14 protein-coding genes are annotated in these 13,966 nt (G+C 59.3%); 11 read left to right on the top strand and 3 right to left on the bottom strand.

Features of this window, described 5'->3' with window-relative positions; translation table 11 throughout:
* Nucleotides 1-26: 26 nt before the first annotated feature.
* The gene (locus tag ABK249_RS16125; RefSeq protein WP_348863323.1) at nucleotides 27-1,130 is read right to left on the bottom strand and encodes an ABC transporter substrate-binding protein; all 1,104 of its coding nucleotides are present in this window, start codon (nucleotides 1,128-1,130) and stop codon (nucleotides 27-29) included.
* A gap of 134 nt (nucleotides 1,131-1,264) precedes the next feature.
* Entirely contained in the window at nucleotides 1,265-2,155 is an 891-nt protein-coding gene (locus tag ABK249_RS16130; RefSeq protein ID WP_210053267.1) for a MurR/RpiR family transcriptional regulator, read from the bottom strand.
* Between the two features lie 169 nt (nucleotides 2,156-2,324).
* Here ABK249_RS16130 and ABK249_RS16135 point away from each other — a divergent pair, with 169 nt between their 5' ends.
* The 8 genes from ABK249_RS16135 to ABK249_RS16170 all read left to right on the top strand — a co-directional run bounded on the left by ABK249_RS16135 (nucleotide 2,325) and on the right by ABK249_RS16170 (nucleotide 10,546).
* Nucleotides 2,325-3,104 (top strand): N-formylglutamate amidohydrolase, encoded by a 780-nt coding sequence (locus ABK249_RS16135; RefSeq protein ID WP_037148543.1) that lies wholly within the window; start codon nucleotides 2,325-2,327, stop codon nucleotides 3,102-3,104.
* Nucleotides 3,105-3,235: 131 nt separating this feature from the next.
* Complete coding sequence (locus ABK249_RS16140) at nucleotides 3,236-4,735, top strand: amino acid permease (protein ID WP_037147603.1); 1,500 nt, start codon at nucleotides 3,236-3,238, stop codon at nucleotides 4,733-4,735.
* Nucleotides 4,736-4,798: 63 nt separating this feature from the next.
* A complete protein-coding gene (locus tag ABK249_RS16145; RefSeq protein WP_348863324.1) occupies nucleotides 4,799-6,169 on the top strand; it encodes a glutamine synthetase family protein in 1,371 nt (456 codons plus the stop codon).
* An 86-nt stretch (nucleotides 6,170-6,255) separates the two neighbouring features.
* Nucleotides 6,256-6,657 carry a DUF7662 domain-containing protein gene (locus ABK249_RS16150; protein ID WP_348863325.1) on the top strand — a complete coding sequence of 134 codons (402 nt, stop codon included), beginning with the start codon at nucleotides 6,256-6,258 and terminating at the stop codon, nucleotides 6,655-6,657.
* Complete coding sequence (locus ABK249_RS16155) at nucleotides 6,650-7,066, top strand: type II toxin-antitoxin system VapC family toxin (protein ID WP_348863326.1); 417 nt, start codon at nucleotides 6,650-6,652, stop codon at nucleotides 7,064-7,066. The genes ABK249_RS16150 and ABK249_RS16155 overlap by 8 nt, the downstream gene beginning before the upstream one ends.
* 19 nt (nucleotides 7,067-7,085) lie before the next feature.
* On the top strand, nucleotides 7,086-8,471 hold the full coding sequence (locus ABK249_RS16160; protein WP_348863327.1) for an aldehyde dehydrogenase family protein: 1,386 nt from the start codon (nucleotides 7,086-7,088) through the stop codon (nucleotides 8,469-8,471).
* Nucleotides 8,468-9,613 (top strand): iron-containing alcohol dehydrogenase, encoded by a 1,146-nt coding sequence (locus ABK249_RS16165; RefSeq protein ID WP_037147598.1) that lies wholly within the window; start codon nucleotides 8,468-8,470, stop codon nucleotides 9,611-9,613. Before ABK249_RS16160 ends, ABK249_RS16165 begins: the two co-directional genes overlap by 4 nt.
* Before the next feature lie 216 nt (nucleotides 9,614-9,829).
* A complete protein-coding gene (locus ABK249_RS16170) occupies nucleotides 9,830-10,546 on the top strand; it encodes a ParA family protein (protein ID WP_348863328.1) in 717 nt (238 codons plus the stop codon).
* Nucleotides 10,547-10,712: 166 nt separating this feature from the next.
* Here ABK249_RS16170 and ABK249_RS16175 read toward each other — a convergent pair whose 3' ends face one another.
* Entirely contained in the window at nucleotides 10,713-12,104 is a 1,392-nt protein-coding gene (locus ABK249_RS16175; protein WP_415926442.1) for a L,D-transpeptidase, read from the bottom strand.
* 192 nt (nucleotides 12,105-12,296) lie between these two features.
* On the opposite strand from ABK249_RS16175, the gene ABK249_RS16180 reads away from it, so the two are divergent.
* The 3 genes from ABK249_RS16180 to ABK249_RS16190 all read left to right on the top strand — a co-directional run bounded on the left by ABK249_RS16180 (nucleotide 12,297) and on the right by ABK249_RS16190 (nucleotide 13,959).
* Entirely contained in the window at nucleotides 12,297-13,136 is an 840-nt protein-coding gene (locus ABK249_RS16180; RefSeq protein WP_348863329.1) for a DUF4432 family protein, read from the top strand.
* A gap of 76 nt (nucleotides 13,137-13,212) precedes the next feature.
* Nucleotides 13,213-13,551, top strand: a complete 339-nt coding sequence (locus tag ABK249_RS16185) for a protein tyrosine phosphatase family protein (RefSeq protein WP_348863331.1) — start codon at nucleotides 13,213-13,215, stop codon at nucleotides 13,549-13,551.
* A gap of 66 nt (nucleotides 13,552-13,617) precedes the next feature.
* Nucleotides 13,618-13,959 carry a RidA family protein gene (locus ABK249_RS16190; RefSeq protein WP_348863332.1) on the top strand — a complete coding sequence of 114 codons (342 nt, stop codon included), beginning with the start codon at nucleotides 13,618-13,620 and terminating at the stop codon, nucleotides 13,957-13,959.
* Nucleotides 13,960-13,966: the final 7 nt, after the last annotated feature.

A 13,966-nucleotide genomic window follows, 5' to 3' on the forward strand; every position in this document is an offset into this window, starting at 1 on the left:
GTCGCGGGGAGACTGATTGCGTCACATTACTGCACGTTGGCGCCGACAGTCGCATCCCACTTCGTGGTGATCGCGGTCTTGCCGGCTTCCTGCTCGGCAAGCGTCGGGAAAACGGCCTTTTCATAGGCTGCGGCCGGCGGCAGGGCGTCGAGGAGTTCCTTCGGGATCTTGTTGTTCTTGGCAAGATCATTGAAGCGGATCGGGTGGCAATAGCCCTTCAGCCAGCCGAGCTGACCTTCGTCCGAATAGAGGAATTCCATCCAGAGCTTGGCGGCGTTCGGATGCGGGGCGAAGGCGGAGATCGCCTGGACGTAGACGCCGGCGACGACGCCGGAAGCCGGAACGACGACTTCGACGGGCGGGTTGCCTTTGAGGCTGTCGCGCCAGGAGAGGCCGTTATAGTCCCAGGCGATGACGATCGGGGTGGAGCCTTGCGCGAGTGAGGCGGATTTGCCGATCACCGGAACGAAATTGCCGGCCTTGTTGACCTCGGAGAAGAACGAAAGACCGGCTTCGCCGGCCTTGGCTGCATCCTTTTCACCGGCAGCCAGACCAGCGGCATAGACGGCCTGAACAGCCTGGTTCGACGCGCGCGGATCGCCGGCGAGAGCGACGGAGTTCGCGAGCTCCGGCTTCTTCAGGTCGGCCCAGTCCTTTGGCGCGTCCTTCACGATGTCGGTGTTCACGACGAAGGAGAGAACGCCGTAATAGTCGCCATACCAGTAGCCTTCGGCATCCTTGGCGCTATCCGGAATAGTATCCCAGGTGGAGACCTTGTACGGCATCAGCAGGCCCTCTGCCTTGGCGGAAGGGCCGAAGGAGAGACCGACGTCAATCACGTCCGGAGCCTGAGGCCCCTTGTTGCCCTTGTTGGCCTTGATGGCTTCGATCTCGTCGCCCGAGCCGGCATCCGGGTTCAGTTCGTTCACTTCGATGCCGTACTTGGCCTTGAAGGCTGCGATCACGTCGCCATAGCCGCACCAGTTATGGGGCAGGGCGATCGTGGTCAACGTGCCCTCCTTCTTGGCGGCAGCAATCAGCTCGGCGCTCGGCTCGGCGGCGGCGAGGCTCGCCGAAGCGATGACGATGGCAGTCGTCATCGAAAGAAGACGTTGGGTCCTGTTGAGCACGGTATCCTCCTAGGGTTCAGGTCGCGTCGGGCGCGACTCGTAGAGCCAGTTTATGTATCGTATATGACAGCCCGGAGCGTGAGCATTTGCTCATAAATCCCGGATTTGCCGGCATATTCCATTTGCCTCCGATGTCAGTCGGAGCGGGTCTGACGGTTGGGGCGGCGGAAAAGTCTTGACCGCTCGAACAGGCCTTCCAGAGAGTTCATGCGTTCGCGTGTCTCCTCCCATGTGGCGCTCTGTACCGCCTCGATCAGCGCCTCCACAACGAAGAGAGTGATAACGGAAGAATCCCAGGCGGACGGCGCTTCGATCCGTATTTTGAAGACGTGTTGCGCGTATTTCGCAACGGGGGACGACCAGACATCCGTGAACAAGATGATGACGACGCCGTTTGCCTTCGCGGCCTCCGCCAGCGTCGCCATCTCCTGCTCGTAGCGGCGGATATCGAAAATCACCAGCACATCACCGGCGCTCATATTGAGCACGTGCTGCGGCCAGGAGCTGGAATTGTTGGAAATCAGCGTCGTCTTCGGACGGATGACCTGCATATGGGTGAAGAAATATTCTGCCAGAGCGCCGGTGATACGGCCGCCGACGAAATAGATGCTGCGATCGCGGTCACGCAAAAGTGCAGCCGCGTGCTCGAAGGTCGTCGTGTCCAGATCAGACAAAGTATCACGCAAGTTGGCAGTGATAGCATCGGCAAAACGGTTGAGGATATGTGTGCCGGGCGCGTTGGAGGCCCAGCGGTCGTGTTTCGCTATCGGGTTGGAGATCGTCGCTTCGAGCTCCTGGTGCAAATGCGACTGGAACTCCGGGTATCCCTTGTAGCCGAGCTTCTGCACCATGCGCGCGACCGTCGGCGTCGAAACGCCTGCATTGTCCGCGATCGTCGTGATGCTGCCAAGCCCCGACACGGGATAGTTCTCCAATAGGCTGTCCGCCAACTGTTTTTCCGCGCGCGTCAGGCTGTCGTAGCGAACACGAATGACATCCGATACGGTGCGTGCTGTTGGTGGCACGAAAGCTGTTCCCTCCGGTCTGCGCCGGTTTCCTGACGGAATTAACAATCGTTTCCGAGGAGAAGTCAACGGTGCTTTTGAAGAGAAATTTTCAGAATCTCATTGACGGCGACAGGAAAGTGAAGAATTCTCTTCTTATTCCCATTTTGATCAGATTGTGCGGGACGCATTGATGCTGGTGCAGTCGGAAGTTCTCGGCGAAATGGATGGCGAGCCCGTTGCCGTGGAAAATCCCAACGGCAGGGGAGAGGTGGTGCTGATCTGCGAGCACGCCTCGCAGCGCCTGCCGCAACGCTATGGCAATCTGGGGCTTTCCGACGAGGCCCTGTCGTCTCATATCGCCTGGGATCCGGGTGCGCTTGCGGTCGCGCGACGCATGTCAAAAAGCCTCGATGGGACCCTCGTCTATCAGCGTTTTTCCCGCCTTATCTATGACTGCAACAGACCGCCGGAGTCACCCGCGGCGATGCCGAGCGTCTCCGAAGTCTTCCGGATCCCCGGCAATGAAAACCTGACGGAGGACGAGCGCTCGCGCCGCACTGCCGCGCTTTATATGCCCTTCCACGGCCGTATCCGCGAGGAGATCGCAGCGCGACGGGAAAGAGGACAGCCGACGGTGCTCGTCACCATCCACAGTTTCACCCCGGTCTATTTCGGCAGGGAGCGGTCGGTCGAGATCGGCATCCTGCACGATACCGATAGCCGGCTTGCCGACCGGATGCTGAAAGCGGCGTCAGACACGCATCTCTACCGTGTCGAGCGCAACGAACCTTACGGCCCTGCGGACGGCGTCACCCATACTCTGGAAGTCCAGGCCTTGCCGGCCGGGCTTCTGAACGTGATGATCGAGATCAGGAACGACCTGATAGCAGACGAAATCGGCCAGGGGGTCACGGCCGATTTTCTGACTGGATTGCTGCGGGAAAGCCTCGCAGACATCCAGGAATAAGACCCCGGGGGAGCAGCGAAAGCTGCGGGCGCGCCGACACCGACAAAAGCGGGCGGCGCCATGGCATGTCGACTGGGGTGGGGCTGGCCATGGCGGCCAGCCGCCCGTTTCTTTGATCAGGAGAGAAGGGCATGGAAAGTTCATCTGCAGGTGTCAGCTACAAGAAGGCCGACGCATCCTATTTCGAAAAACGCGGGCTTTCCCGTTATGCAGGGGTCTGGTCGCTTTGGGCGCTCGGCGTCGGAGCCGTCATTTCCGGTCACTTTTCCGGCTGGAATTTTGGCTTTTCGACCGGCGGCTGGGGCGGCATGCTGGTCGCCGGCATCATCATCGCCATCATGTATGTCGGCCTCACCTTCTCGATTGCAGAGATGAGCCCGGCCCTGCCGCATACGGGGGCGGCCTATTCCTTCGCTCGGACGGCCATGGGCCCTTGGGGCGGATTTGTCACCGGACTTTGTGAAAACGTCGAATACGTTCTCACGCCGGCAGTCATCGTTACCTTTATCACCGCTTACGTGAACCAGATCTTCGGTTTCGATCCCGCCTATTCGCCGCTTATATGGATAGTCTTCTACGCGATCTTCCTGGCGCTGAACGTCTTCGGCCTGGAACTGTCCTTCAAGGTGACCTTGGTCATCACGGTCCTGTCGCTGGCGGTTTTGGTGTTCTTCTGGATCAGCGCAATCCCGAGCATGGATTTCTCCCGCTGGGCCCTGAACATCGGTGTCGGCCCGGATGGCGCCGCGGTCGAACTGCCCGAGGGTAACGGTTCCTGGTTCCCCTTCGGCTTTTCCGGCGTGCTTGCGACACTTCCTTTTGCCGTCTGGCTCTTCCTCGCGATCGAGCAGCTTCCGCTGGCGGCGGAAGAATCCGTTGATCCGAAGCGCGACATGCCGAGAGGTATCATTCTCGGAATGATAACGCTGATGGTCTCGGCCTTCATGATCGTCCTGCTCAATCCGTCGGTACCGGGTGTTGGTTCCTTCCATCTTGGGTCGTCGCTTGAGCCGCTGCTCGACGGGTTCAAGGCGGTCTACGGCGATAGCGGCGTGGTGGTCCTTGGTCTCGTGGCGCTGACGGGCCTTATCGCCAGTTTCCATACGATCCTGTATGCGCAGGGGCGTCAGGTTTATTCTCTGTCTCGTGCCGGCTATTTCCCAACCGCGCTGTCCGTGACCCATCCGATCTACAAGACGCCGTACGTTGCGATGGTCGCCGGCTCGGTTATCGGTCTTGCGGTCATGCTGGTGATCTGGTTCTCGCTCGGCGCGGAGCAGGGCGGCAGCATCATCGGCAGCGTATTGCTCAACATGGCGGTCTTCGGCGCGATGTTCTCCTACATCATGCAGGCGATTTCCTTCATCATCCTGCGCAGGAAATTGCCCAATATCGAGCGACCCTATCGTTCGCCGCTTGGCATTCCGGGGGCCACCTTGACGATCATCATCGCCGTCGTCACGCTGCTCTACCAAATCCAGGATCCGAACTTCACCAAGGGCGTGCTCTGGGTCGTGGTCTGGTTTGCCATCGCGATCGCCTACTTCGCGGCCGTCGGCAGGCATCGCCTGATCCTCTCGCCGGAAGAGGAATTCGCGATGGAGCACAAGGAGGCGGCTTCGCTCGCCTGATTGCATTGAATAGGCGCGGCCGCCGGGTCGCGCCTCCCATTTTTCAAGCAGTGGATGAAACGCATGGCCGCAAGTTACTCCTTCGACGATCTGAAGCTCGACGTCGCCGCGGGGCGCATCGATACCGTCATCGCCGCCCAGGTGGATATGCAGGGGCGGCTGATGGGCAAGCGGTTTCAGGCAGAATATTTCATCGAGGGTGCCTGGAAGGAAACCCATAGCTGCAACTATCTGCTGGCGACCGACATCGAGATGGAAACCGTTCCCGGTTACAAGGCGTCGAGCTGGGAGCAGGGCTACGGCGACTATACGATGAAGCCGGACCTTTCGACGCTGCGGAGACTTCCGTGGCTTGAGGGGACCGCCCTGGTCATCTGTGATGTGCTCGACCATCACACTCATGAGGAAGTGCCGCACTCACCTCGTGCGATCCTGAAGAAGCAGGTGAAGCGCCTGGAGGCGATGGGTATGACCGCCTTCATGGCCACCGAGCTCGAGTTCTTCCTGTTCGACCAACCCTACGACAGCGCCCGCGAAGGCGGATACCGCAACCTCAAGCTCGCCAGCGCCTACAACGAGGACTACCACATCTTCCAGACGACCAAGGAAGAGGAGGTGATGCGGGCGATCCGCACCGGTCTGCAGGGTGCCGGCATTCCGGTCGAGAATTCCAAGGGGGAGGCGTCGGCCGGCCAGGAGGAGATCAATGTTCGTTATGCCGATGCGCTGACCATGGCCGATCGGCATGTGATCATCAAGAACGCCTGCAAGGAGATCGCCTGGTCGAAGGGGAAAGCCATTACTTTCCTTGCCAAGTGGAACTACGGTGCCGCCGGCAGTTCATCCCATATCCACCAGTCGCTCTGGAACTCGGACGGCACCACGCCACTCTTTTTCGACAAGGATGGCGAGTATGGCATGTCGGATACCATGAAGCACTACGTGGCCGGGCTGCTCGCGCACGCAAGCGAGATCACCTATTTCCTGGCACCCTATATCAATTCCTACAAGCGCTTTATGGCAGGCACGTTCGCGCCGACCAAGGCCGTCTGGTCCAAGGATAACCGCACGGCCGGCTACCGCCTCTGTGGCGAGGAAACCAAGGCAATCCGCGTGGAATGCCGCGTCGGCGGCTCCGACCTCAATCCTTATCTCGCGATGGCTGCATTGATCGCAGCGGGCATTGACGGGATCGAAAGGAAGATGGAATTGGAATCCGCCTTTGTCGGCGACGCCTATCACGGCACGGACGTGCGGGAAATCCCGAAAACGTTGCGCGATGCGACGGAGCTGATGTCCTCGTCCGAACTCCTTCGAACCGCGTTTGGTCATGACGTCATCGACCACTATGTCCGGGCCGCTCGCTGGGAGCAGGAGGAATACGACCGCCGGGTTACGGACTGGGAAGTGGCACGAGGCTTCGAGAGAGTTTGAGATAAACACACACAAACACACATAGATATTGTGATTGTTTTCTTGATGGCTTATTGTCGGATTTTCTGGAGTATAGGAGTTTGGCAATGGGTAAATACGAGCCATTGGGTGAATATCTCCGCAAACAGTCGCGGACGCAGATTCCGATGACGTTTCGTGAGATAGAACGGATTTTGGGAAGGGAGCTTCCCGCCTCCAAATCGCACCGTGCCTGGTGGAGTAACAACGCCAGTAACAATGTCATGACGAAGCAGTGGCTTGCTGCTGGATATGAAACAGAAGCCGTGGACATTGCCGGGGAGAAGCTCGTGTTTAGGAAGGTGGAGGACACGCTGCCGACAGCAAAGCCTGACCATGAAATCTCAGACGAGGATTTGCCTGACCATCCAATCTTCGGCTGCATGGAAGGTACCATTACGATAATGCCTGGCGCGGATCTTACGGAGCCGATGGATTTCGAATGGGGCGAGAAGCTCTATAATGAGTAGCGGATTCCTTATTGATACATGCGGCGTGATATGGTTGACGCAGAGGCAGCCTTTCGCGGAGGAAGCAAGGTTCGCGCTTCGTCGCGCCTGGCATGACAAGGTGCCGGTGTTTGTTTCTGCTGTCACCGCCTGGGAGATGGGAATGCTGGTCGCGAAAGGGCGCATTTCGGAAACCAAGTCACCCTTGAAGTGGTATCAGGATTTCCTTTCGGGGGCTCAGGTTGCGGAACACGACGTAACAGCCGAGCTATTTATAGCTTCGTCATTCCTGCCGCAGCCTATCCACAAAGACCCAATTGACCGCATACTGATTACTACAGCGCGTGAAAACGACCTGACCATCATCACGCGCGACCGCGCGATCCTTTCCTACGGTGCGGCGGGACATGTCCGCACGCTCGCATGCTGAATTCCTGGAGTATGTACCAATGACCATGATCCAATGTATCTCGCCGGTCGACGGTTCGGTCTATGCCGAACGTCCGGCGATGTCGCTCGAAGACGCGGTGGAGGCGGTGGGCCAGGCCCGCAGGGCGCAGAAGGCATGGGCGAGACGACCGCTTGAGGAACGCGTACAACTCGTGTTGAAGGGTGTCGCGCGGCTGAACGAGATGGCCGATGAAGTGGTGCCGGAACTGGCCTGGATGATGGGGCGCCCGGTCCGCTATGGCGGTGAATTCAAGGGCTTCAACGAGCGTTCCAACTATGTCGCGTCCATTGCGGCGGACGCGCTGGCGCCAATGGTGCTCGAGGACAGCGCCAGCTTCGAGCGCCGCATCGAGCGTGAACCGCATGGTGTCGTCTTCGTGATCGCGCCCTGGAACTATCCCTATATGACGGCGATCAACACGGTTGCGCCGGCGCTCATGGCTGGCAATACGGTGGTCCTGAAACACGCTGCCCAGACATTGCTGGTCGGCGAGCGCATGGTGCGTGCCTTCGTGGAGGCGGGTGTACCGGAAGACGTCTTCCAGAACCTTTTCCTCGATCATGAGACGACGGCGAAGCTCATTTCCCAAGGGCTTTTCAATTTTATCAATTTTACCGGCTCCGTCGAAGGCGGCCGTTCGATCGAGCGGTCGGCGGCTGGAACCTTCACGGGGATCGGCCTCGAACTCGGCGGCAAGGACCCGGGTTATGTGATGGAGGATGCCGATCTCGATGCGGCCGTCGATACGCTGATGGACGGCGCCACCTACAATTCCGGCCAGTGCTGCTGCGGCATCGAGCGCATCTACGTGCACGAATCGCTTTACGATCGGTTCGTCGAAAAGTCGGTTGCCTGGGTGTCTAACTACAAGCTCGGCAACCCGCTCGACAAGGAAACGACGCTCGGGCCGATGGCCAACAAGCGGTTTGCCAAGGTGGTGCGCGAGCAGATCGCCGATGCGGTTTCGAAGGGGGCCAAGGCCCTAGTCGATCCGAAGCTTTTTCCGGCCGATGACGGCGGCGCCTATCTCGCGCCGCAGGTGCTTGTCGATGTCGACCATTCCATGCCCTTTATGCGCGAAGAGACCTTTGGTCCTGCCGTCGGGATCATGAAGGTGAAGACTGACGACGAAGCAATCGCCCTGATGAACGACAGTCGGTATGGCCTGACCGCTTCGCTGTGGACGGAAGATGCGGACCGCGCCGGCAGGATCGGTCGCGAACTCGAAACCGGCACCGTGTTCATGAACCGCTGCGACTATCTCGATCCGGCACTCGTCTGGACCGGTGTCAAGGAGACGGGTCGGGGCGGCTCGCTTTCCCTGCTCGGCTTCCACAACCTGACCCGCCCGAAATCCTATCACCTGAAAAAGGCCACGAAATGAATATCGTCGCGAACTGGAGCTATCCGACCGCCATCAAGCTGGGGCGCGGGCGGATCAAGGAATTGGCGGACGCCTGCAAGGCACTGGGCTTGAAGAAACCGCTGCTTGTCACCGATCGGGGACTGGCGTCAATGGCGATCACCGCCCATGCGCTCGACGTGCTCGACGAAGCCGGCCTCGGTCGTACGGTTTTCTCTGAGGTCGATCCCAACCCGAACGAGAAGAACCTCGAAGCAGGCATCAAGGCATACAAGGATGGCGGTCATGACGGTGTTGTCGCGTTTGGCGGCGGTTCGGGCCTCGACCTCGGTAAACTGATCGCCTTCATGGCCGGTCAGACGCGGCCGGTCTGGGATTTCGAGGACATCGGCGACTGGTGGACACGCGCCGACGCGTCGAAGATCGCGCCGATCGTTGCCGTCCCGACCACGGCGGGCACGGGGTCCGAAGTCGGGCGGGCAGGGGTGCTCACCAACTCTGCGACGCATGTGAAGAAAATCATCTTCCATCCGAGGATGTTGCCGGGCGTGGTGATATGCGATCCGGAGCTGACGGTTGGCATGCCCGGGGTGATCACCGCGGGTACCGGCATGGATGCTTTCGCCCATTGCCTGGAAGCCTATTGCTCGCCCTTTTATCATCCCATGTCGGCTGGCATCGCGCTTGAAGGCATGCGGCTTGTGAAGGAGTTCCTGCCGCGCGCCTACAAGGATGGCTCGGATATCGAAGCCCGCACCAACATGATGTCCGCGGCTGCCATGGGAGCCGTCGCCTTCCAGAAAGGGCTTGGTGCAATCCACTCGCTCTCGCATCCAATCGGCGCGATCTACAACACCCATCACGGCATGACGAACGCTGTCGTCATGCCGCCGGTGTTGCGCTTCAATCGCACGGCGATCGAGGAGAAGATAGCTCGCGCCGCCGCCTATCTCGGCATTTCCGGCGGCTTTGACGGCTTCTACGACTATGTCCTATCCCTGCGTTCGGATCTCGGCGTGCCGGAAAATCTCACGGCCATGGGTATTGCGCCTGATCGGGTCGATGAACTCACGGCGATGGCGATCGAAGATCCGAGCTGCGGCGGCAATCCGGTGCCGATGACACTCGAGAATACCAAAGCTCTTTTCCTCGAGTGCTTTTGATCCGGCTGTCCACGGATGGTCGTTAACTGAACCCTGGAGGCGCAAAACCTCCGGGTTTTCCACATTTTAGAGCCGAAAGCTAAATTTCCTGAGTGATATTAATGATTGCTAAATTTACAATTCGTTAACCATGTTTCGCAAGGATGGTCCCCAAGACACCATGTTTACCGGTGTCCTCGTGAGCGATGCGGCTCAAGACTTCTTCGAGGACCGAAAATGCCTGTAATTTCCTTTGCCAATGCCAAGGGCGGGGCCGGAAAGACGACTGCGGCGCTGCTGCTTGCCACCGAACTTGCCCATCAGGGGTTTCGCGTCACGGTTATCGATGGCGATCCGCAACGCTGGATCAGTCAGTGGTTCGAGACTTCCGGCCACGTTCGCAACATCGAGGTCATATCCGAGGTCACCATCGCCTCTCTGCAATGTCATCTGCGCGAGATGGGACCACGGACCGACTATTTCATCATCGACCTTGCCGGCGCCCGTGACGCGCTGGTCACCACCGCGATCGGCCTTTCGGATCACGTGATGATCCCGGTCCAGGGCTCGGCCATGGATGCCAAAGGTGCGGCGCAGATCCTCGATCTCCTGTCCTTCCTGAAGGACAAGGCCAATCTCGACATCGCCCATTCGGTCGTGCTCACCCGCGTGACCTCGATGGTCACCACCAAGGCGCTGCTCATGATCAAGGGCTTGCTGGCGGCCCGCGGCGTCCACGTTCTCGATACGCCGATCGGTGAGCGCATCGCCTTCAAGGAGCTTTTCGAGATCGGCGGCACGCTCCACACGCTCGACCCTGCGAAGGTCAGCAATGTCGATAAAGCCAAGGAAAATGCCCGGGCGTTCGCGGAGGAAGTCATGCGCCTGATGCCGGCGAAGGTAATCCGGACCGGTGCGCCACGTATCTTCGGTTTCAGGCGAAGCGCTGCCTGACGCGGATCAATGCCCAGGTCCTGTTCAGCCCGGGGCTTGCTTGTGACGCGGTCGGTTCGAAAGAGCCGGCCGCGCTGCATTTTGAGCGAGATTCCCGATGCCAGGCGGCAAGAAACTCAGATGGTGCTGAAGGGCTTTGCAGCGGCTAAAGGAGAATAACCGAGACCTATTCCACGAATTCCACGGTTGCTCCGGTTTTCACCATCTTGGCAAGCTCGGTTGCATCCCAGTTGGTCAGTCGCACGCAGCCGTGGCTGTTGGTCTTGCCGATCTTGGAGGGTTCCGGCGTGCCATGAATGCCGTAGGTGGGCTTGGAGAGTGCAATCCAGACCTTGCCGACCGGGCCGTTCGGGCCAGGCGGAATCTGCAGGATCTGGTCATTGTTGCCCTGCTTGAAGTTGATCTTGGGATTGTAGGTGTAGCCTGGATCCAACGCGACACGCTGGACCGTGTGCGTGCCAGTCGGGGAGGGCGTATCGGTCGAGCCGATCGTGGCCGGATAGGCGGCAATGAGCTGATTGTCGGCGCCGTAGGCGAAGACCTGTTTCCTGCCTTTGTCGGCGACGATGCGGGTTACCTGGCCGGCCTTCGGCTGACCCGGATTGACGACCTTGATGATTGTGCTCGGAATTGTGAAGTCCACGCCCGGATTCAATGCTTTCAGGTAGTTTTCGTCCATGTGGAACTGTTCGGCGAGCTTCTCGGTCACCGATGTATAGGACATGGCGGGCAGTTGGGCCTTGTGGGCATAGTCTTCCGGGATCGCAGCAACATAGGGACCAGCCGCATCGGCGGCGGTAATCGTATAGTCGATGATAGGTAGACCGCCCGAATAGGTCAGGCGCTGCATGATGTCCTCGGAATTGTTCGGATCGAGCGTCTCGCCGGTCATTTCCTGCCAGGCGGCGATCGCCTTGTTGACATTCTCTCCGAGATGACCGTCAATGACGCCGGGTGAAATGCCTTCCCGATCCAGGAAAACCTGAAGAGCAGCAATCTCTGCCTGCGGCTTTTTAGTCACTGCAATGATCGGCTTTTGCGGATGCAGACTTTCTATGGCCTGCTGGTCCGGCTCGATCGACGCTTCCTGGGGATAGCTGTCGTCTGCGCCAGGCATCGGCTGCTCGTCCAAAGGCATGCGAGTGACCGAACCTGAGCCCGGTATTGCGCCGGTGACGCTGCCCGGTTCACCTGGTCGGTAGTCGCGGTAATCCTGATAACCATAACCGTCCTGATAGCCGCCGAGATCGCGGAAGCGACGATAGCCGCCGGGAGCTGGCGGATATTCTTCGGCGCGGGCGGGCCGATATGTCTCCTGACGTATCTCGGTCGCCAGAACATTGCCGTAGCGGTCGATGAACACGCGACGGCCCATGCCATCGCGGCTGATGACGACGTCGCCGCGATCGGGCACATAGTCGAGGATCGCACCATCAGGGGCGACCAGGATCGTATCTGCCGGATAGCGATCGTACCGGCTTTGTGCCTCGGCCGAAGGGATCCCCTGGATCGCGGTCAAAACGACGAGGCTGGCGCTTGCGAAAAATAACCGCTTCACGATGTCACCGAGTTCCTGTTTGCTCTCTACACGTAATCGGGAAATCGGCCGTTCGTTCCCGCTCCATACCCTATCGCCACAGACAAGGTAATTTTGACGGTAGTGTGAAAAAAGTGAATTCGTGATGAACATGGCGTTAAATTCTCGTCGCGATCAGTTAGAGACTTTTGCGAATCCGTGAAGGGAATGATTATGAAGGCGTTTTTTGCGGCCAATGGCCCGAAGCTTTTCCTCGACGAAACCTCCATGCTCGATATCGGCGGCTGTTTCATCGGCGAAACCGACCTTTCGCCCGGTCGAGCGATTCCCGATGACGGCGATCCACGAATCGATCACTCGCTCGAAGGTTTTCTCTTCACCTGCGGACCGGATCACATTCGTCACCCGGAGCCGATCGAAGGAACGGGTAACGGCAAAAAGTATCCGCTGCATGGCTCCTTCTCGTCGCACCCGGCCGAAATCCTTTTCTGGGATGCCCAGGGGGAGGATGCCGAATGTCATGCGCGGGTTGTCGTGAAGATGGCGACGGGCGAACCAGCCCTCTTGGAGCGCCATTGGCGGATCGACGGGCAGACGGGCGAGGTAAGCCTCTCGGACAGGGTGACCAATACAGGCCCGAAACCGTTCTACCCCGTACATATGTACCACATGAATATCGGTGCCTGGCTATTTGACGAGCATGTGCGGCTCACCGGAAAGATGTTGGAGGGAGGCGGCTTTCCCTGGACGTTTGGCAATGATCCCGGTGGCGTCTTCTGTGTGACGGCACTACAGCAAGGCGAGCAATGGGCGGAAATCGCACTCGGTCCGATTGCCGCCATCGACGGGTTGACGCTGAAGGTGAAATTCAGGACCGAGACACTGCCGCATCTGCAGATCTGGCGGAACCAGAAATCGCCCGCGCATGTTCTTGGAATTGAGCCGGTTTCGCATCGGCTGGCGAGCCGCTACGAACTCGCGGAAAAGGGGGAGCTGGCGCTGCTGAAGCCGGGTGAGAGCATTGACTACGGATTGCGGTTCAGCTTCGGCTGACAGGTGTTTCATCTGCGATTGACGCCCCCGCGGCACCGTCGTAATGCTTGCGCCGCGATAAAACGGAGATTGCACCATGGATATCCGACAGATCAACGACGAGTATTCCGTCACGGGTCAGATCACCGTCGAGGACCTAGACAGGATCAAGGCGATGGGATTCAAGTCGATCGTCTGCAATCGCCCCGACGACGAGGAGCCGGGCCAGCCGAAATTCGCCGACATTGCAGCACGCGCCAAGGAACTCGGTCTCGACATCCGCCACATCCCGGTCGGCCGCATGGGCGTCGACGCGGAAGGCGTGAAGGCCATGGTCGACGCGCTCGATGAATTCCCGCGCCCGATGCTCGGCTTCTGCCGTTCCGGTGCCCGGTCGACGGCGATCTACGAGAAGAGCCAGCATATCCGCGGCTGAGATTTTCGCGCCTCGTGCCCGGCGTACGGGGCTTCCTCCCGCAGCTCAAAATCCAGGAGCATTTCCATGAGCATCAAGCGCATCGAGCCCGGCGCCCGCATGAGCGGCGTCGTCATCCACGACAACACAGCCTATCTGGCCGGCCAGGTGGGTGAGGGCGAAAGCGTCACCGATCAGTGCAAGTCGGCGCTCGCTGAAGTGGACCGCCTGCTGGCAGCTGCCGGCTCCGACAAGTCGAAGATCCTGCAGACGATTATCTATCTCTCTGATATCGCCTATTTCGGCGAGATGAATGCTGTATGGGAAGCCTGGATTGATCCGGCAAACCCGCCGGCCCGCGCCACCAGCGAAGCTAAGCTCGCTGCGCCGAAATACAAGGTCGAGTTCATCGTTACGGCTGCGATCTAACGACCCT

The sequence above is a fragment of the Neorhizobium phenanthreniclasticum genome, assembly GCF_040066075.1.
GTDB lineage: Bacteria > Pseudomonadota > Alphaproteobacteria > Rhizobiales > Rhizobiaceae > Neorhizobium > Neorhizobium petrolearium.